14 protein-coding genes are annotated in these 19,389 nt (G+C 61.7%); 12 read left to right on the top strand and 2 right to left on the bottom strand.

The window, feature by feature from the left end; genetic code table 11:
• Positions 1–604: 604 nt before the first annotated feature.
• A complete protein-coding gene (locus ACI77I_RS26610; RefSeq protein ID WP_263274270.1) occupies positions 605–1,309 on the bottom strand; it encodes a DUF3142 domain-containing protein in 705 nt (234 codons plus the stop codon).
• Positions 1,306–3,462 (bottom strand): outer membrane assembly lipoprotein YfiO, encoded by a 2,157-nt coding sequence (locus ACI77I_RS26605; protein ID WP_406999207.1) that lies wholly within the window; start codon positions 3,460–3,462, stop codon positions 1,306–1,308. Before ACI77I_RS26605 ends, ACI77I_RS26610 begins: the two co-directional genes overlap by 4 nt.
• 193 nt (positions 3,463–3,655) lie before the next feature.
• Between ACI77I_RS26605 and ACI77I_RS26600 the strand changes: the two genes are divergently transcribed.
• The 12 genes from ACI77I_RS26600 to pgaC all read left to right on the top strand — a co-directional run bounded on the left by ACI77I_RS26600 (position 3,656) and on the right by pgaC (position 19,388).
• Positions 3,656–5,266: a glycosyltransferase family 39 protein gene (locus ACI77I_RS26600; RefSeq protein ID WP_406999205.1), complete on the top strand. Its 1,611-nt coding sequence runs from the start codon at positions 3,656–3,658 to the stop codon at positions 5,264–5,266.
• 33 nt (positions 5,267–5,299) lie between these two features.
• Positions 5,300–5,545, top strand: coding sequence for a DUF2789 domain-containing protein (locus tag ACI77I_RS26595; protein WP_406999203.1), 246 nt, complete (start codon positions 5,300–5,302; stop codon positions 5,543–5,545).
• Between the two features lie 301 nt (positions 5,546–5,846).
• A complete protein-coding gene (locus tag ACI77I_RS26590; protein ID WP_094952057.1) occupies positions 5,847–6,266 on the top strand; it encodes a MarR family winged helix-turn-helix transcriptional regulator in 420 nt (139 codons plus the stop codon).
• The gene (locus ACI77I_RS26585; RefSeq protein WP_094952056.1) at positions 6,263–8,341 is read left to right on the top strand and encodes an FUSC family protein; all 2,079 of its coding nucleotides are present in this window, start codon (positions 6,263–6,265) and stop codon (positions 8,339–8,341) included. The genes ACI77I_RS26590 and ACI77I_RS26585 overlap by 4 nt, the downstream gene beginning before the upstream one ends.
• A complete protein-coding gene (locus tag ACI77I_RS26580) occupies positions 8,338–8,547 on the top strand; it encodes a DUF1656 domain-containing protein (RefSeq protein ID WP_016969155.1) in 210 nt (69 codons plus the stop codon). The genes ACI77I_RS26585 and ACI77I_RS26580 overlap by 4 nt, the downstream gene beginning before the upstream one ends.
• Entirely contained in the window at positions 8,544–9,452 is a 909-nt protein-coding gene (locus tag ACI77I_RS26575) for an efflux RND transporter periplasmic adaptor subunit (protein ID WP_094952055.1), read from the top strand. Before ACI77I_RS26580 ends, ACI77I_RS26575 begins: the two co-directional genes overlap by 4 nt.
• On the top strand, positions 9,449–10,897 hold the full coding sequence (locus tag ACI77I_RS26570; RefSeq protein ID WP_242153768.1) for an efflux transporter outer membrane subunit: 1,449 nt from the start codon (positions 9,449–9,451) through the stop codon (positions 10,895–10,897). The genes ACI77I_RS26575 and ACI77I_RS26570 overlap by 4 nt, the downstream gene beginning before the upstream one ends.
• 81 nt (positions 10,898–10,978) lie before the next feature.
• Positions 10,979–11,611, top strand: a complete 633-nt coding sequence (locus tag ACI77I_RS26565; protein WP_094952053.1) for an NADH:ubiquinone oxidoreductase subunit N — start codon at positions 10,979–10,981, stop codon at positions 11,609–11,611.
• Between the two features lie 148 nt (positions 11,612–11,759).
• The gene (locus ACI77I_RS26560) at positions 11,760–13,256 is read left to right on the top strand and encodes a YdgA family protein (RefSeq protein ID WP_263274274.1); all 1,497 of its coding nucleotides are present in this window, start codon (positions 11,760–11,762) and stop codon (positions 13,254–13,256) included.
• Between the two features lie 298 nt (positions 13,257–13,554).
• Positions 13,555–16,035, top strand: a complete 2,481-nt coding sequence (gene pgaA, locus ACI77I_RS26555; protein WP_406999200.1) for a poly-beta-1,6 N-acetyl-D-glucosamine export porin PgaA — start codon at positions 13,555–13,557, stop codon at positions 16,033–16,035.
• 12 nt (positions 16,036–16,047) lie between these two features.
• Entirely contained in the window at positions 16,048–18,045 is a 1,998-nt protein-coding gene (gene pgaB / locus ACI77I_RS26550; protein WP_406999198.1) for a poly-beta-1,6-N-acetyl-D-glucosamine N-deacetylase PgaB, read from the top strand.
• A gap of 2 nt (positions 18,046–18,047) precedes the next feature.
• Positions 18,048–19,388, top strand: coding sequence for a poly-beta-1,6-N-acetyl-D-glucosamine synthase (gene pgaC, locus ACI77I_RS26545; RefSeq protein WP_094952049.1), 1,341 nt, complete (start codon positions 18,048–18,050; stop codon positions 19,386–19,388).
• Position 19,389 lies beyond the last annotated feature (1 nt).

Genomic DNA, 19,389 nt, shown 5'->3' with positions numbered 1-19,389 from the left:
TAAATCAAAAGCGAAGCCAAGGCGGCCTGACAGCCGACCTGATATTTGAAACTGAACTCAATCAAATGTGGGAGCTGGCTTGCCTGCGATGGCATCAACTCGGTGTACTTGATGGGCCGAGGTGTCTGCATCGCAGCGGTGCGGCGATCCGACAAGCCAGCTCCCACATTGGGATCTCGGTATATAAGGCAAAAGGTGTGCTGCCATGCTTTTGCCCTGCTTTTGCTTCTACCACTCAGGTCGGCTACTAGGCCGCCGTGCTCTTGCTTTTGATCTTGATCTTAGGCGCCCCGTTAAACCACGATGGCCGGAGTGAGGGCATGCCGAGCCTAGGCGAGGCACCGAGTGGTGGGGCAAGAGCCCTTTTGGTTACTTTTGGGGCTCTTTTCCAAAAGTGACCCGCCGTAAGGGCGGAACCCTAAGCAGCCGTTACCGCAGCAACGGATATGTACTCACATCTACCTAAAAACCCCGCCAAAAACTTAGCGCAACACAAAAAGTTGCGTAGATGCCCATGCCGCGATGAGGACGTATCATTCAACACCACGTTGACTGAACTGACGCTATCGCGGGCAAGCCCGCTCCCACAGGGGATATTGCGTGATTACGGGTTCTGCAAAAACACCACATACCCCCGAAACCACTCACTCCCCTTCAAATACCCCGGTTCCTCCCACACGCCACCCTGAATCAACCCGACCTTGAACGGCAGCCCCAGCCGGTTCATCCGTGGCAGATACGCCGCGTAATCTGGGATGCTGTGGCGCCCTTGGTACGTCTGCACCACCACTTCATCCACCACGCCTTTGAGCTGGGCGATGGCGGTTGGGTCGGCGTTGCTGCTCCAGTCCATCAGGCCGGTGATGCTCAGGCGCAGGTCAGTGGGCAAGCGTTGGCGCAGGTCGCGCAGGAAGTCGGCGTATTCGTGCAGGTACTGGGTGCGAGCGTCGAAGTCGATCTGAATGCCGACCACTGGGTTGCCGGCGTCGCGCCAGCGTTGTACTTGGCCGAGCAATTGGCTGTAGACCTGCTCCGGCCAGTGCAGGGTGTGGGCGCGGTAGACCACCCAAACTTCACCCTGGGTAATGCGCGGTACGCTGATGCCTTGGGCGATGAACTGCACGCCGCGCTGAGGGGCGCGGCGGGTGGAGTTGATCTGGCCCTGGAGGATGTACAGGGTTTTCGCCTGCTTGAGCACCGGCTGCGGTGTGACGCCACTCCATAGCCAGAAGGCGTCGTAGTCGCGGGCGTCAACCGCAGCAAAGGCCGGGCTTGCCAGCAACAGCAAGCCTAGCCACAGGTGTTTCACCAGTAGTACTTCAGTGACTCGGCCCACTCGGTGTCGGCAAACCCGGTTTTCAGCTGGCGGAACCAGCCTTTGCGTACGGATTTATCCACATCCTCACCGCCGCAGTTGTTATAGCCGGACCGCGCATAGCAGTTGATCGCGCGAAACAGTGCGTAGGCCTTGTCGTTATGCGCAGCCTTGGGGTTGGCGATGACCTGGCGGTAACCGTCGAGCCGCGAAAAGGCTTCGCCTTTGAACAGCGAGGCAGTGCTGCCCAGGCTGCCGGCGGCGCGCGCCTGGTCCAGCGGCATGCCGTCCAGATGGTTGCTGAGGATGAACTCACCCAGGCAGTTCAGGCCCTTGGGGTTTTTCGGATCGGCCTGCAGAGTGCTGGCGATTTGCGCAATGCTCGGGCAGGCGTAGCCGGATTCGGCTTTGTCGCCGTTCCATTGGAACAGCTTCAGCGAGTAGCCATCGCTGTAGACGTAACCCAGGCTGGTGCCGAGTTTGTCCTCTGGCGCCGAGGCTGGCAGTTGCTTGAGGTCTTCGGCGAAGGTGGCGTATTGGCCGCGCAGCAGGTCTTTGTAGAGCAGCACAAATTGGGCGGTTTCGCGTTCGGCCGGGTCGCTGGCCTGGGTGATCTGCTGACGCAGCAATTCCTGGCCTGCGATGTTGCGCAGCAAGATATAGCGCACCTGTTTAGCGCTGATCGGCGAGTCGCTCGCGAACACTTTGGCCAGTTGGCCGCTGCGCTCGTAATTCATCGCCAGGGCCAGCTCCAACTGGTCGCGCTGCAAGGGTTGCTTGGCCAGTGGCAAGAGTTTCAACCACAGCGCTTCGGCGCTGTTCCAGTCTTGCTTGGCTTCCAAGGCGAGGCCGCGCAGGGTCTGCTGGCTGAAGGCGAAGTAGTTCAGGCTCGCAGGCACGTCCTGAGGCAGCAGTTTCAAGGCGTGGTCGGGTTGATGCTCGACGTACAGGGCAAAGGCGGCTTGCACGTAGTCGTACAGCGCCGGTTCTTGGGCGAACACCGCCTTCTGCTCGGTCAAGGCCTCGCGGGTCAGTTTGGGCGGGTTGCCGGCGCGCATCCACATCAAGTCATTGAGCGCCAGCATCTGTGGGTTGGCCGCAGGTGTTTGGGTAGCGTTCAGCAGTTTGTTGTCGGTTTCCTGCACCAGGTCATCCAACGACACGTTGCGCGGCTCAGCGCTCAATTGCGCAGCCAGCGCGTTCGCCAGCTTGTCGGTATCGCCCGCCAGCCAATGCACGCGGCGCAACAGGCCTTGGGCGGAGGCGGCGTATTCGCCCTGTGGGTAAGTTTTCAGGTACAGGTTGAAGCTGGTTTCGCTATTGGCCAACACCGACTTATCCACATGCTCCAGCTGCGGCATGCCGTATTCATCGAAGGCGTTTTCCTGGGCTTGGTTCAGTTCGGTACGGGCGATCATGTACAGCGCCGTTTCCTTGACCCACGGCAGGCTGCCGGCGGCGGCCGCGACAAAGCCGCGTTGCGCGTCGCCGAACCGGCCGCTGTAGAAGTCGCCGGCGGCTTGAAGGTAGGTGCGCAGCTCGCGGCCTGGGGCTGACTGGATTTGCTCCGGGTCGCCCAGGCTTGCGCCTTCCCAAGTACAGGCGCCAAGCAGGTGCAGGCGGCCCGCGATCAGTAAGCGGCGTTCCGGCTCGGGCAGGTCGGCCTTGATTACCTGGCTGACGAACGCCGTGGCGCTGCTGTCGTCGTTGCTGCGGCAGCGGCTGCCTTCGCCGCTCAGGAAGGTATCACCCGCAGCTTTGTCGCTTTCACGCGCGATACCCTGCGAGGCCAACAGCTCATCGAGCTTGTTGGGCGCAGGCGTCGCGTCGGGTTTTTCGGCGCTGGCATCGGTCATCGGTGTGAGGCGATACACCGGGAACGGCACCGGGCCGAAGCCTTCTTCCAGATCCGTTTCACCCAGCGCACTCGGCGTCAGGGGCGCCACCTGCTTGTCGGCCAGCAACAGGCGCAGGTTGACCCGGCTGTCATTGCCCGGGCTCAGAAAGGGCAGGTTGCTGCACCCTTCGAGGCTGTCGCGCGATACCCGCCAGTCGGGGTAGCACGAGTCATCGCCACTGGCTTGGGCCTGGAAGGAAAGGCCGGCGAGCAGCGCCAGGGCCAGGGGAGACAGAAAACCGATACGCATGACGTGTCCTTGATCCTTAGTCCTTTGAGGGGGCAATCATAGCGTGATCCGACAAGTGCATCGGTGAAGGCCTACACAAATCGCTGATTTGTCCGATTCCAGCAGCGAATAATGGGCTTTTGTCCTAGAGTGGCGGTCATTCACGCATGGGGCTTGTTTGCCGGCCTTAAAAGGCAAGGGTAGGGGAATTGAGGTGCGACGGTCTGTGGTAGAGCAAGATGAAAAGATTGCGGCAATGCCCGCATTCAATCGCCTCACCGGTGCCTGGGAAGGCACCGGTTGGGTCAGTCGCCTGTGGTGGGTGCCGATCCTGGCACTGGCCATGGCCCTGCGTTTTTACAGCCTGACGGCGGCGGCGATCTGGGGCGACGAAGGCTCCAGCCTGTTGCTCAGTGAATACGCCGTGGACGACCTGTGGTTTCACGCCGCCCATGATGTGCACCCACCGTTGTACTTTTTCATGCTGCGCGGCTGGATCGAGCTGTTCGGCGACAGCATCTGGTCGATTCGTGGCATGAGCGCGATCCCCGGTGTGGTCGCCGTGGGCCTGGGCACCTGGCTGACGCGCGCGCTGTCCACCCGGCGTGCGGCCGTGCTGGCGGGTGTGTTGCTGGCGCTGCTGCCGACAGCGGTGCGCTATAGCCAGGAAGTACGCATGTACTCACTGCTGGGTGTGTGGCTGCTGGCCGCCACGTTGGCGCTGGTGTACTGGGTGCGTCAGCCCGAGCGCACGCGTTATCTGGTGGCGTATGCCGTGCTGATGAGTGCCGGGTTTTACACCCATTACTTCACCGCCCTGTGTGTGCTGGTGCATTGGGCTTACCTGGGTGTGCTGTACCGCGCGCAACCACGAGGCCAGCGCCTGCTCGGGCGGCCTGCGTGGTGGGCGGCCAACGCCGCGATTGTGTTGGTGTACCTGCCTTGGTTGCCGAACTTGTGGGGCCTGGTGCAACACGTCGAACAGCTCAAGGTGGGCGGTGATATTGGCTGGGAGGAACCAGTTAATCTGCTCTCCATGCCGTCGATGATCTGGCAATTTGTGGCGCAGGACGAGGGTATTGGCTTCTGGCCGCCGCTGTTTTGGCTGTTCCCGCTGCTGCTCGTTGCGATCGTGCTGGTGACTGCCTGGCGAGACCGCGAGGGTTATCGGCCGGCCACCTTGCTGGCGCTGTTTTTCCTGCTGCCGTTGCTGTTGGTGTACGGGGTGTCCTTTATTTCCCCGGTGTTTATCGAACGTTACCTCACTGTCTACGCGTTGGGTTTGCCTATCCTTGTGGCACTCGCCATCGACCGCTTACCGGCGCGCCTGTCTTGGTTGGGCGCGGCCTTTCTTGTGTTGTTCGTGGGGGTGGAACTGGTGGGGTTGAAGAACAATTTCACTGTCGATGAACATGACCAGTTCAACGTGCCCGTGGAGTTCGTCAATCGCAACTACCAGGAAGACGACCGCATCGTTCTGAGCGACATGATGTGGTACCTCAGCTACGTGTATTACGACCAGACCGACGCCCAATTGCAGCTCTACACACCGCCCAAACCCGACGGCACGCCGACCCGGCCGAACGCCTACGGCTTCGGTACGCTGGTGGACCAGGATGGTGGGCGCATCTACCTCGACCGTTTGTCGGCATTGCCCGCCGATACCCGCCGCGTGTGGCTGATCAGCAGCAACGAAGCGCCGGATGATTTCGCACCACTGCCCGATGGCTGGCGCGAGCTGAGCCGTCAGGACGGCGGCGGTGCCAGGGCGCGGCTGTTCGTGCTGTGCAACGTACCGCAGCCGCAACCCGAAGGTTGCCGCTAGACTCAGTTAACACTTCTTTATCTGGAGCTTGCCATGGAATCGCCTGTGCACAGCTTACCTTCACTGTTCAAACAGCTTGGGCTGCCGCATGACCCGGTGAGTATCGAGAAGTTTGTGACGGTTCATTCACCGCTAAAGCCTGAACTGCATTTGGCGGATGCGTTTTTCTGGACGCCCAGTCAGAGAGCGTTTTTGCGCGATGGGATTCTTGAAGATGCGGATTGGGCGGAAGTCGTGGATCAGTTGAGTGTGTTGTTGCGGGCAGGGCGAGAGGCGTAAAAAATCTTTTCAAAAAGGCATTGATCGTTCCTACGCTTCGCGTGGGAATGCCGCCTGTGACGCTCTGCGTCACGACTTTAAGAGCGGACGCGGATGCACTCCCACGCAGAGCGTGGGAGCGATCAATACCGCTGAACATCCAACATCCCTTCCGAAACCCGCTTTACTTACCCCAACCCCGCACCACCCATCACAAATTTGTTTCAAAACTTGACTGCTCTGGATCCATCCACCATATTGATAGTTAGCAAACTAACTGTATGCGATCACTCCAGTGCCTCAAACCCTCGAACAACTCCACATGAACCTCAGCAGCAGCATGGTGGTGGGCGCCCGTCATTGGCGCAAAATCTGCCAGACCACGCTGGTGAGTTACGGTATTTCCGAAGCCTGCGCCGTGCCATTGTTGATGATCGGCCGCTTGGGCGACGGTGTGCATCAGGTAAAAGTCGCCCAGGCGTCCGGGATGGAAAGCCCGTCGCTGGTGCGTCTGCTCGACCAGCTGTGCAGCGGCGGCTACGTGTGCCGTACCGAAGACGTCCATGACCGCCGCGCCAAGGCTTTGAGCCTCACCGAGCGCGGCCGTGAGCTGGTGCAAGCGGTGGAAGTGCAACTGGTGCGCCTGCGCCGGGAAGTGTTGGCGGATATCGCCAACAGCGACCTTGAGGCCGCCCTGCGTGTGCTGCGGGCGTTTGAAGCGGCTGGGGTTGCATCGCCTTGAACGGATTTTTTGCCGGCTTCCCGCCCGCCCGCGACTGGTTCTATGGGGTGCGTACGTTCGCGGCGTCGATGATCGCGTTGTACATCGCCATGCTCATGCAAATGCCACGTCCTTACTGGGCGATGGCCACGGTGTACATCGTCTCCAGCCCGTTCGTCGGCCCTACCAGCTCCAAGGCTTTGTACCGCGCCATCGGCACCTTTATGGGCGCGGCGGCGGCGGTGATTTTTGTGCCCATGTTTGTGCAGGCGCCGTATGTGCTGGTGGTGGTGATTGCGTTGTGGACGGGCATTTTGCTGTTCCTGTCCATGCACCTGCGTACCGCCAATAACTACGCGCTGATGCTCGCCGGCTACACCTTGCCGTTGATCGCGCTGCCGGTGGTGGATAACCCGCTGGCGGTGTGGGACGTGGCCGAGGCACGTACGGAAGAAATCTTCCTCGGCATCGCGGTCGCCGCGGTGGTGGGCGCGATGTTCTGGCCACGGCGCCTGATGCCGGTGTTCGATGGCTCGGTGGCCAAGTGGTTTGCCGACGCCCAGGTCTACAGCCTGCGCTTTTTGACGCGCAACGTGGCGCCTGAAGAGGTCAGCACCTTGCGCGGCGGCATGGTCGCCACTTTCAACACCCTGGAATTGATGATCGGCCAGTTGCCCCACGAAGGCGCGCGGCCGCAGACGGTGCGCAACACCAAGGAGTTGCGTGGGCGCATGATTCACCTGCTGCCGGTGATCGACGCCTTGGACGACGCGGTCTACGCAATCGAACACCGAGCCCCGGAATTTCTCGATCAGCTCACGCCGTTGCTGGAAGAGGCCACTGTTTGGCTGCAAAGCACCACCGAAGAGGCACCCCTCGAACGCTGGCGCGTGCTGCGCGACAAGGTCGACGCCCTGCAACCTCAAGGCGAAGCGCTGGACGACCGCCACACGTTGCTGTTCTCCAACGCCTTGTATCGCCTGGCCGAATGGATCGACCTGTGGCAAGACTGCCGCAGCCTGCAGGCCGCCATCCAGTGCGAAAGCCAGGACACCTGGCGCGCCGTGTACCGCCACTGGCGCCTGGGCCGGCTGACGCCGTTCCTCGACCGTGGCCTGATGTTCTACTCGGCATTCTCCACCGTCACCGCGATCATCGTCGCCTCGGTGCTGTGGATCCTTCTGGGCTGGACCGACGGCGGCAGCGCGGTGATTCTCGCCGCCGTGGCCTGCAGCTTTTTCGCGTCGATGGACGACCCGGCGCCGCAGATCTATCGGTTTTTCTTCTGGACTGCGATGTCGGTGCTGTTCGCCAGCCTCTATCTGTTTTTGGTGCTGCCCAACCTGCACGATTTCCCGATGCTGGTGCTGGCGTTCGCGGTGCCGTTTATCTGCATCGGCACGCTCACGGTGCAGCCGCGTTTCTACCTCGGCATGCTGCTGACGCTGGTCAACACCTCGTCGTTTATCAGCATCCAGGGCGCCTACGACGCGGACTTCCTGAACTTCGCTAACGTCAACCTGGCCGGGCCGGTGGGCTTACTGTTCGCCTTTGTATGGACCTTGATTGCACGGCCGTTCGGCGCCGAACTGGCGGCCAAGCGCCTGACCCGTTTCAGCTGGCGCGACATCGTCACCTTGACCGAGCCTGCGACCCTGGCCGAACACCGGCACATGGCCGCGCAAATGCTTGACCGCCTGATGCAGCACCTGCCGCGCCTGGGCCTCATCGGCCAGGACACCGGCACCGCCCTGCGCGATTTGCGCGTGGCGCTGAACCTGCTTGACCTGTTGGCCTACTCGCCGCGCATCTACGGCGTGCCCCGGGTGCTGCTCAACCAGGTGGTGGAAGGCGTCGGCGGTTACTTCAAAGCCTGCCTCAAGGCGGGTGAACGCTTGCCCGCGCCGAGCGGTCTGCTGATGACCCTCGACCGCACGCGCCGCGCCCTCAACGGGCAAGGCCTGCAAGACGAAGATGACACCCGCCTGCATCTGCTGCACGCGTTGGCCGGCTTGCGCCTGTCGTTGCTGCCCGGCGTGGAATTTATTGGCGGCACCGAAATGGAAGCGCCGCTGCCTGATGGAGCGCCTTTATGATCGGTGATCTGGATATCAGCGGGGTGTTCCTGCCCACGCTGCTGGTGCTGATGGGCATTACGTACGTGTTGTTTCTGGTGGTGCACGGGTTGTTGACGCGCATTCACTTCTATCGCCTGGTCTGGCACCGGGCATTGTTCAATGTGGGGCTCTACGCGCTGTTGCTGGGCGCGGTGGACTCACTCAGTCGATATCTGATGACATGAAAAAACCTTTTTTGACCATCGGCCGTGTTGTCCTGACGTTATTGATAGTGACCTTTGCTGTCGTCGTTGTGTGGCGCATGGTCATGTACTACATGTTTGCGCCCTGGACGCGTGACGGGCATATCCGTGCCGACATCGTGCAGATCGCCCCGGACGTGTCCGGGTTGATCCAGCAAGTCGACGTGCGCGACAACCAGCTTGTGACCAAAGGTCAGGTGCTGTTTGCCGTGGACCAGGACCGCTTCAAGCTGGCCCTGCGCCAAGCCCAGGCTGCCGTGGCCGACCGCCAGGAAACCCTGGCCCAGGCCCAGCGCGAAAACAAACGTAACCGTGGCCTGGGCAACCTGGTGCCGAGCGAGCAACTGGAAGAAAGCCAGTCCCGCGTGGCCCGTGCCCAATCGGCCTTGGCCGAGGCGCAGGTGACGGTGGACGCCGCCCAGCTCAACCTCGACCGCTCGGTGATCCGCAGCCCCGTGGACGGCTACGTCAACGACCGTGCGCCGCGTAATCAGGAGTTCGTCACCGCCGGGCGCCCGGTGTTGTCGGTGGTGGACAGCAACTCGTTCCACATCGACGGTTACTTCGAAGAGACCAAACTCGACGGCATTCACGTCGGTATGGCCGTGGATATCCGCGTGATCGGCGACAACGCGCGTCTGCGTGGCCATGTGCAGAGCATCGTCGCCGGTATCGAAGACCGTGACCGCACCAGTGGCTCTAACCTGTTGCCCAACGTCAACCCGGCATTCAGCTGGGTGCGCCTGGCCCAGCGGATTCCGGTGCGCATTGCCTTTGATGACGTGCCGGCGGACTTTCGCATGATCGCCGGGCGTACGGCCACGGTGTCGATCATTGACGACAAGACCGCCGCCAAAGAAAAAGCGCAGCAGGGAGAAAAACCATGAAACCGGCGGCGTTGCTGGCCACGGCCGGCTTGGGTTTGCTGCTGTCGGCCTGCCAAGTGGTGGGGCCCGATTACAAACTGCCGGATAAGGCCGCCATCAACCGTGGCGACCTGCAAGGGCAGATCGCAGGTGAGGGTGGCAACGTGGTCTCGGCGCCGGTGCCAGCCGACTGGTGGAAGCTGTACAAAGACCCGCGCCTGGATGAGTTGGTACGCCAGGCCATGGCCTCCAACACCGACCTGCGTGTGGCCGCCGCCAACCTGCAACGCGCGCGTTTCCAGACCCAAGAGGCGCAATCCGCAGGCGGTTGGAACGCGGGCGTCAAGGCTGAGGCCCAGCGCCTGCAGGAATCGGGCGAAGCGTTTTTGCTGACAGAAAAAGTCCCGGTCGGCAACATCGGCAGCGCCAGCATTAGCACCTCCTACCAGTTCGACTTGTTCGGTACCTTGCAGCGCGGCATCGAAAGCGCCCAGGCCACCACCGACGCCGCCCAGGCTGCGGCTGACACTGCGCGCATTACGCTGGTCGCGGATGTGGTGCGCTCCTACACCCAGGTGTGCGCGGCCAACGAAGAACTGGCGATTGCCAACGAGTCCCTCGACCTGCAAGCCCAGAGCACCAAGCTGACCCAGCGCCTGCGCGACGCCGGGCGTGGTGACGAAACCCAGGTGACGCGTTCGCAAACCCAATACAAATCCTTGCGCGCCGACATGCCGCGCTACGAAGCGTTGCGCCAAGCGGGCTTGTTCCGTTTGTCGATGCTGCTGGCCAAGCCTGTAGACCAATTACCCTCGGGCACCGGCACCTGCGCCGAGTTGCCGCACATCGCCCAGTTGCTGCCTGTGGGCGACGGCGCGACCCTGCTCAAACGCCGCCCCGACGTACGCCAGGCTGAGCGCCAACTGGCCGCCGCCACCGCGCGTATCGGCGTGGCCACCGGCGCGCTGTACCCGGATATCAGTATCGGCGCCACCGTGGGCACGGTCGGTCTGCTCGATGACCTGGGTACGCCTGCGACCAACCGCTGGGGCTTTGGCCCGCTGATCAGTTGGTCGGTGCCGACCAACGGCGCCCGCGCCCGCATCCACGAAGCCGAAGCCGCGACCCAGGGCGCCCTGGCCCACTTCGACGGCGTGGTGCTCAACGCCATCCGCGAGACCCAGACCGGCCTTGCGCAGTACACCGCGCAGTTGCAACGCCGTGACGCGCTGGCCGATGCCGGCGAGTCGGCCAAGGAAGCCTCGCAGCAGACGCACCGCTTCTTCCAGGCCGGCCGCGCCTCGTTCCTCGCCGACCTGCAAGCTACGCGTACCTACACCGATGTGCGTGCGCAGCTGGCAGCGGCAAACACCCAGGTTGCCATGAGCCAGATCGATCTGTTCCTGGCTTTGGGCGGCGGTTGGGAAAGCGGACGAACGCAAGCGTCACAGCCCGGCAAACCCTGAGCGAATAGCTATGCTTTGACCTGTGAGCCGCTGTGACGGCTCGCTCGTCACTGCTCGCGTTTGCTCATGGGGATTCCAATAATGAAAAACCCTTATGCTCCCGCTTTCTGGTGCGTGTGTTTCGCACTGGTGTTGTTATCGGCTGCCTATTTCTACGGCGTCATGCTTGCCCATCAAATCGACACGGCCATGGTCTTTCTCGACAGCGCGTGCCTGGTGATAGGCACCTTGTCTATCGGCGTGGTGGCGTGGGCGTCTTATCAAAACCAACGGGTGAAGAAAAAGCTCCTCGAACAAGGCAAGACCCGTGTGGCGATCTGGGACACCAAGGTCGCCCTGCGCCGTGTCGAAACCGTGTTCGACCGCTATTTCTGGGGCAGCTACTGGCAGCCCGGGCGCACGTTCCAGGAAGTCATGGGTGAACTCACCGGCACGCCCCTGGAAAAAAGCCTCGAAGCCCTGAAAAAGCAATGTGTGCTGCTCGACCAGCAGGTCGCCGAAGGTAGGCATTGGCTGAATAACGCTCGGGAATTGTCCGACGTGGCCAACGCCATGGCGCGCGAGCGCTACCAGCTGGACTTCTGCAACCCCAAGGCCGACACCCCCGGAAACGCCGTGATACACCGTGAATTTGAGGTGTTGGTGTACACCTGGACGGCACGTTTGAAGAGTTTTGATCACCAGCTCGACGAGATTGAATTGGAGTACACCTGAACCAACTGCAGACCTGACCCCTCTGAAAAGCTGGGCCGTTCTTGGCCGCCAGTGCTAATCTTATCCCCGTTTTCGGCGGGCTTGAGCCAACCCTTTCGGGGTTCAAGGAAGACAGCCCACTTCTCACAGGATTTGATCAGGTCACTTCATGAATAAGCCAGCAGTTGTTCTTTTGGGTTTCGTTGTCGCCGTTGGCGTCGTCAGTGCAGGCGGCGCCTGGTACACCGGTAAGCAGCTGGAGCCGGTGCTGCAAACCGCGATCCAGAACGCTAACAAAGAACTACAGAGCTCCATGGCCGGCGTCGACGGCAGCGTGAACCTGGAGCTGGTGTCCCTGGACCGTGGCCTGTTCAGCAGCACCGCGCACTACCGTCTGAAGGGCCAAGGCAGCGTATTCGGTGAAGACAACCCGAACCCAGAGCTGCTGTTTGTCGACCACATCGAACACGGCCCGCTGCCGTTCTCGCGTCTGGTCTCGCTGAAATGGCTGCCGGTCATGGCCACCAGTCACTACGCGCTGGAAAAGAACGCCACCACTGAAAAATGGTTCGCCGCCAGCAAAGACGTGTCGCCTCTCAAAGGCGTGGTCAACATCGGCTACACCCGCTCGGTCAGCGGCAACGTTGAACTGCTGCCTCTGGAGCTCAAGGACGACAAGTCTTCGGTCAGCTTCTCGGGCGCTAACCTGGACTTCGACGGCACCGCCGAAGGTCAGAAGGTCAAGGCTGAAGGCTATATGAACAGCCTGAAAGTCGCGGTGATCGATGCCAACGGCGCGCCGTTCGAAGCTGAACTGTCCGGCCTGACCGTGGCCAGCAACCTGGAGAAAACCTCGTTCGGTTTCTACACCGGGCAAAACACCGTTGAGCTGACCGACACCAAGGTCACCTTCGGCCCGCAGAAAGCCGTGCTGACCCTCAAAGGCTTCGAGCAAAAAGACACCAGCGAGGCCAAAGACAACAACCTGGCCGGCCGCGTCGACTACAAGATCGACGAGATTGGTTACCAGGGTAAGCCTGTCGGCTCGGCCGCCATGGCCCTGAGCATGAAGAACGTCGACATTCCGGCGATGCTGGTGCTGACCAAGCTCTACCAAGACAAGATGCAGCCGGTGCAAGCCGCCGCCGCTGCCGGCCAGCCGGTGCCTGAGCTGCAACTGACCGAAGCCGAGCAGACCCTGGCCGAGGCCAACGTCAACCAAGTGCTGGCTGCCAAGCCGCAAGTGGCGGTGGAAAACCTGTCGCTGAAAACCACCCATGGCGAAAGCAAATTCAACCTGGTGTTGGACCTGGCCAAACCTTCGACTATGGAGCTGCCGCCGGTTGAGCTGGGCAAGCAGGTCATCGCGCTGCTGGATGCCAACCTGACCCTGTCCAAGCCAATGATCGGCGACGTGGCTGCCCTGCAAGCGCAGGTAGGCGGCGTGACCGACCCTAAAGCCATCGAGCAGCAATCGCAGATGGCCGCCGAGATGGTCAGCGGCATGGCCGTCGGCACTCAACTGGCAACCCTGGTGGGCACTGACGTGGTCTCCAAGCTGCATTACGCCAACAATGAAGTGACCTTCAACGGCCAGAAGATGACCGTCGAGCAATTCATTGGTTTTGTGATGGCTAAAGCGGGTGCGGTCAGCGGCGCGCAGTAAGATTTCTTACACCAGTAAGAAATAAATAGTGGGGGAGCAGCGTTGCCTGAGGCAGCGGTCAAACAGTCGGCGTATAGGCCGACGCTGACCGATCAGCTCAGGCAAGTCTGCTCCCCCATTGGCTTTTCTGTTGTGCGCACAATTCTGAACAATTGTTCTGAATTAGGCATTTCCCTACGTCACTAGGGGATAGTTCCTACAGGAAAGCTTGGTCGGGTCATTAGACGCCGGCGCCCTGATGCAAACAGCTCAGGACCACCTATCGTTATAGCTTTCCGTGTGTAAGGAAGCTCACGATATGTTGCAAACCCTACCCATCAGTGCTTCAGGCCGGTTGCGACTGCTCATCGGGGCCGCCTTATGCAGTCAATTGTTGATGCCCGCCCTTGCCGTGGCCGATCCCGCCTACGATGCCCTGATCATTCAGGCGCGCAACGGCAACTTCACGCCGGCCCTCACTCAATTACGTCAACTGCCTGCCGAGCGCCAGACACCGGGCCAGATCAGCGATCACCTTGTGATTGCCGGGTGGGCCGGGCAAGACGCCGAAGTGCTGAAGGTGTATGAGGCCCAAGGCAAAAACCGCAACCTGACCACCCAGGCACTGGCCACCGTGGCCCGTACCTACCGCAATCAAAAGCAGTGGCCGCAGGCCTTGGCGGTGTATCAGCAGGCGCTGGTGCGTGAGCCGAACAATGTCGACCTGCAACTGGGCCAGGCCCTGACCCAGGCCGACGGCGGCCAAACCAATGAAGCGGTGCAACGCACCCGCGCACTGGTGGCGGCGCAACCGAATGACCCCAACCGCCGCATGGCCCTGGGCTATGCGCTGACCCGCGCGGGCCTGAACTACGACGCGCTGTTTGAGTTCGACCAGGCCTTTATTCGCGCTGGCGACAAACCTGACGTGATCCGCGAATACATCATCGCCCTGCAACGGGCCCGCCTGCCGGAACCGGCCTTGCGCCTGTCGGCCAAGCACCCGGGCGTGCTCGACGCCGTGACCCAGCGCCGTCTTGAAGGTGACCTCGCCGCCGAGCGTGTGCGCATGGCCGAGTTCGCGACGCGCACCGAGAAAGAACGTTACGTCATTGCCGATCGCGCGCTGCAGGACTACGACAAACTGCTCGCCCGCTGGACCCCGGATGCCAGCGCCCATGACGATGTGGTGCGCTGGCGCATCGACCGCCTGGGCGCCCTCAAGGCACGCACGCGCACGGCTGATGTGGTCCGTGATTACGAAACCCTCAAGGGCGAAGGCGTGCAATTGCCCACTTACGCCGTGCGTTGGGTGGCGGCGTCTTACCTCGACCAGCGCCAACCGGAAAATGCTGAGCCGCTGTATCGCCAGGCGCTGAGTGCCGCCGATGCCGAGCCCGATGACCGGGTTGAAGACACCACGGCGTTGTTCTACGCCTTGCAGGAAAGCGATAAAGGCGCCGATGCGCGCGAAGTCGCCAATGGCCTCGCCAATAGCCAGAAGCCTCGGGTCGAACTCAAGGGCTTGCCCATCGGTAACCCCAACGATGCCTGGATGGATGCGCAACAACTGTCGGCCCAGGCCGGCGTCTATGGCGGCGACCTGCCTGGCAGCGAAGCCGGCCTGGAAGCGTTGGTGGCAAAAGCCCCAGGTAACGTCGGCCTACGCCTGGCCCAGGCTGATATGTACCGCGCCCGTGATTTGCCCCGGCGCGCCGAGGGCATACTCAAGGAAACCGAAGCCCAGACCCCGCGTGACATCGGCCTGGAAGTGAGCCAAGCCTACACCGCCATGGACCTGCAGGAGTGGCGGCAAATGGACGTGCTGACCGATGACGTGCTGGCCCGCAACCCGGACAGCCGGCAGGTGCAGCGCCTGAGCCGCCTAAGGGATGTGCACGACATGGCCGAACTGCGTGTCGAGGCCTACACCGGTAAAAGCTACGGCGGCGGCAATAACGGCGACGTCGGTGCGGTAGCGGGCAGCCGGGATTGGGGCATTGAAAGTCGGATCTACACCCCGCCCATCGACAAAGACTGGCGGGTGTTCGCCGGTGCCGGGTATGCCACGGCCGACTTCAGCGAAGGCAGCGGCCAGCATCGCTGGCAAGTTGTGGGCGTGGAGCGGCGTACCCGTGACATGACTCTCGAAGCCGCAGTCTCCAACCACTCCTATGGTTATGGCTCCAAACAAGGCGCGAGCGTTTCGATTGCCCGCGATATCAACGACAACTGGCAGTACGGCGGCAGCCTCGGCTACCTGCTGACCACCACACCGTTACGGGCACTGAACGCTGATGTCACGGCCAACGGTGGCAGTGGTTTTATCCGCTGGCGCGCGAATGAAAGCCGCGAGTGGAAGCTGTCCTTGAGCCCGTCGCACTTCAGCGACGGCAACAACCGGCTTGAAGCCTTGCTCACCGGCCGCGAGGGCATCTACAGCTCGCCGGGCGTGCAAGTGGACCTGGGCCTGGAAGTCGGCGCCAGCCGCAACACCAAGGAAGACACGGTGTACTTCAACCCCAAGTCTGACCTCAGCGTGTTGCCCACCGTCACGGTCAACCATGTGCTCTATCACCGCTACGAGACCCAGTGGAGTCAGCAGTTCCAACTCGGTGCGGGTACCTACAGCCAGCGGGATTACTCCACCGGTGGCGTCGGTTTGATCGGGTATGGCCAGCGCTTTCGCTGGAACGATGTGCTGGACGTGGGCGCCAACCTGAGCCTGATCAGCCGACCTTATGACGGTAATCGCGAACGCGATCTGCGCTTGCTCGTCGACCTCACTTACCGTTTCTAAAAGAGCCTGACCATGACCGTCCTCAGCCGTTGCTTGTTGGTCCTGGGTTTAGTGCTGGCCAGTGCCTGCGCCCAACAACCCGCGCCATTTACCCCACCTGCCGAGCGGCCGACACTGGCCAATGAAGCGCCGTGGCCGAAAAACCATTTCCTGGGCATTGCCTACCATGACGTTGAGGATCGCGACCCCGACCAGGCGGTGGTGGCAGTGCGTACCGAACGTTTGATCGAGCAGCTGGCCTGGCTGCGCGAGAATGGCTACCAGGCCGTTAGCGTCGACCAGATACTGGCCGCGCGTCGTGGCGGCCCCGAGTTGCCGCCCAAAGCCATCATGCTCAGCTTCGATGACGGCTACTCCAGCTTCTACACCCGCGTCATGCCGATTCTGCGCGCCTATCACTGGCCGGCCTTGCTGGCGCCGGTGGGGTATTGGATCGATACGCCGCTCAATCAACCAGTGGACTTCGCCGGCTCGCCGCGCCCACGTGGGGAATTCCTCACCTGGCAACAGATTCGCGAGGTGTCCCAGTCCGGCCTGGTGGAAATCGCCGCGCATACCGACAACAACCACAAAGGGATCCTCGCCAACCCCCAGGGCAACCTAGAGCCGGCGGCGACCAGCCTGCGCTTTGACCCGGCCACCGGGCGTTATGAAGATCAGGCGAAATTCGATGCGCGCATGCAGGCTGATGTCGCGGCGATCTCCAACAAGATCCGCACCGTGACCGGTAAAGCACCACGCGTATGGGTGTGGCCATACGGCGCAGCCAAGGGCACGTCGCTGGCGATCGTCGGTGAGCAGGGCTACCAGATGGCCCTGACCCTGGAAGACGGCCTCGACAGCCTTGGCAACCTGATGAACAGCCCACGCTTCCTGGTGGCTTCCGACCCGGACGGCGAGCACTTCGCTAACAGCATGGTGGCGGTGCAAGCCCAGGCTCCGCTGCGCGTGCTGCACGTGGACCTGGACAACGTCTACGACCCGGACCCAGCCCAAGAAGCGCGTAACCTCGACCAACTGGTGCAACGGGTGGTGGACATGGGCGCAGGCACCGTGTTCCTGCAAGCGTTCGCCGACCCCAAGGGTGACGGCCTGGTGCATTCGCTGTACTTCCCCAACCGTCACTTGCCGGTGCGCGCCGACCTGTTCAACCGCGTTTCCTGGCAGTTGCACACTCGTGCCCATGCCAGTGTGTATGCGTGGATGCCCGTGCTCAGTTTCGCCCTCGATCCCAAGCTGCCACGTGTGACCCGCTGGGACCCGGAAACCGGCAAGGTTGGCATCGACCCGGATCAATACAAGCGCTTGTCGCCGTTTGATCCGCAGGTACGCAAGATCATTGGCGAGATCTACGAAGACCTGGTGCGCAACAGTGCCATCGACGGTGTGCTGTACCACGACGATGCGGTGCTCTCCGACTTCGAAGACGCCAGCCCCGCCGCGCTCAAGGCCTATGCCGCCAACGGCTTGCCGGACAGCATCGCTGCGCTGCGCGCTGACCCGGCGGTGATGCAACGCTGGACGCGCTTCAAGAGCCGCTACTTGATCGACTTCACCCATGAGCTGACCGCCAAGGTCCGCGCCATCGGTGGCCCGCAGATATTGACCGCGCGCAATATCTTCGCCGAGCCAATGCTCAACCCGGCCAGCGAAGCCTGGTTCGCACAGAACCTCGATGATTTCCTTCAGGCCTACGACTGGACCGCGCCGATGGCGATGCCGCTGATGGAAGGGCAGGAACTGAAAACGTCCAACGCCTGGTTGGAAAAGTTGGTCGCCACGGTCAAGGCGCGCCCCGGCGCATTGGACAAAACCGTTTTCGAGTTGCAAGCCAAGGACTGGCGTACCCCCGCCGCCCCGGACCTCAGCGGTGCGCAAATGGCCGAATGGATGGGTGTGCTCAAGCGCCAGGGAGTCAAGAGTTTTGGCTACTACCCGGACAACTTCCTGGAAAACTCGCCGGACTTGAAGACAGTCCGTCCGGCCCTGTCCAACCAATGGAACCCTTGACCATGTTCGACAGACTCCTGGCTTTATTCGTGCTGGCATTGGTGTTGGGTGTGCCCCTTGGCCTGATCTTTTTGGTCACCGGGCAGTTCCTGATGGACTTCGTGTTTTTCTACCCGCTCTTCATGTCGGCGCTGTGGATCGCCGGCGGGCTGTACTTCTGGTTGCACTGGGAGCGTCACTGGCCCTGGAAAGAAGACACCCCCGCGCCGACCCTGGCCGGTAACCCGCTGATCTCGATCATCATTCCTTGCTACAACGAGGGCGATAACGCCGCCGAAACGATTCACGCGGCGCTGGGCCAGTTGTACCCGAACATCGAAGTGATCGCCGTCAACGATGGCTCCAAAGACAACACCGCGGCGGTCCTCGATGCCCTGGCATTGGAACACCCACGCCTGCGCGTGCTGCACCTGGCGCAGAACCAGGGCAAAGCCGTGGCCTTGCGCATGGGCGCCGTGGCCGCGCGCAGTGAATACCTGGTGTGCATTGACGGCGATGCTTTGCTCGATAAAAACGCGGCGGCCTACTTGGTGGCGCCGATGCTGGATAACCCGCGCCTGGGCGCCGTGACCGGCAACCCACGCATTCGCACGCGTTCGACGCTGATCGGTCGGGTGCAGGTGGGCGAGTTCTCCTCGATCATCGGCTTGATCAAGCGGACCCAGCGGGTGTTCGGTCGGATCTTCACGGTGTCGGGTGTGGTGGTGGCGTTTCGCAAGAAGGCGCTGGACCGCATCGACTACTGGAGCACCGACATGATCACCGAGGACATCGATGTCAGTTGGAAGCTGCAACTCGATCACTGGGCGATCTTCTACGAACCCCGCGCCTTGTGTTGGATCCTCATGCCTGAAACCGTCGGCGGCCTGTGGAAACAACGCCTGCGCTGGGCCCAGGGCGGCGCCGAGGTGCTGTTCAAAAACATTCGTGGCATCTGGCAATGGCGCCACCGCTACCTGTGGCCGCTGCTGTTCGAATACTGCCTGTCCACCGGTTGGGCCTTCACCTTCCTGCTGTCGGTGATCTTCTGGGGCGTGGGTAAATTCGTGGTGCTGCCACAGGCGATTGCTGTGGATTCGCTGATGCCACCGGCGTTTACCGGGCTGGTGTTGGCGATGGTGTGCCTGCTGCAGTTTGCGGTGAGCATCCTGATCGACCGGCGCTACGAGAAAGGCCTGTGGAAAACCCTGTTCTGGACCGTGTGGTACCCAATGGTGTTCTGGCTGGTCAGCTTGTTCACCACCTTGGTCAGCTTTCCTAAGGTGCTCTTCAACCAGCACCAGAAACGCGCGCGCTGGGTCAGCCCGGACCGTGGTATTAAACCTAGTGAAGAGGAGGCGTGAC

This window comes from Pseudomonas sp. D47 (assembly GCF_045447305.1).
In the GTDB taxonomy this organism is placed as follows: Bacteria; Pseudomonadota; Gammaproteobacteria; order Pseudomonadales; family Pseudomonadaceae; genus Aquipseudomonas.
Note: the sequence above shows the minus strand (reverse complement) of the source record. Positions and strands in the feature narration are given on the sequence as shown.

Excerpts from the sequence above, each read along its gene's own strand:
- ACI77I_RS26605 (WP_406999207.1), bottom strand. The coding sequence starts at position 3,462 with ATGCGTATCGGTTTTCTGTCTCCCCTGGCCCTGGCGCTGCTCGCCGGC.
- ACI77I_RS26595 (WP_406999203.1), top strand. The coding sequence starts at position 5,300 with ATGGAATCGCCTGTGCACAGCTTACCTTCACTGTTCAAACAGCTTGGG.
- ACI77I_RS26590 (WP_094952057.1), top strand. The coding sequence starts at position 5,847 with ATGAACCTCAGCAGCAGCATGGTGGTGGGCGCCCGTCATTGGCGCAAA.
- ACI77I_RS26580 (WP_016969155.1), top strand. The coding sequence starts at position 8,338 with ATGATCGGTGATCTGGATATCAGCGGGGTGTTCCTGCCCACGCTGCTG.
- ACI77I_RS26575 (WP_094952055.1), top strand. The coding sequence starts at position 8,544 with ATGAAAAAACCTTTTTTGACCATCGGCCGTGTTGTCCTGACGTTATTG.
- ACI77I_RS26570 (WP_242153768.1), top strand. The coding sequence starts at position 9,449 with ATGAAACCGGCGGCGTTGCTGGCCACGGCCGGCTTGGGTTTGCTGCTG.
- ACI77I_RS26565 (WP_094952053.1), top strand. The coding sequence starts at position 10,979 with ATGAAAAACCCTTATGCTCCCGCTTTCTGGTGCGTGTGTTTCGCACTG.
- ACI77I_RS26560 (WP_263274274.1), top strand. The coding sequence starts at position 11,760 with ATGAATAAGCCAGCAGTTGTTCTTTTGGGTTTCGTTGTCGCCGTTGGC.
- pgaA (WP_406999200.1), top strand. The coding sequence starts at position 13,555 with ATGTTGCAAACCCTACCCATCAGTGCTTCAGGCCGGTTGCGACTGCTC.
- pgaB (WP_406999198.1), top strand. The coding sequence starts at position 16,048 with ATGACCGTCCTCAGCCGTTGCTTGTTGGTCCTGGGTTTAGTGCTGGCC.
- pgaC (WP_094952049.1), top strand. The coding sequence starts at position 18,048 with ATGTTCGACAGACTCCTGGCTTTATTCGTGCTGGCATTGGTGTTGGGT.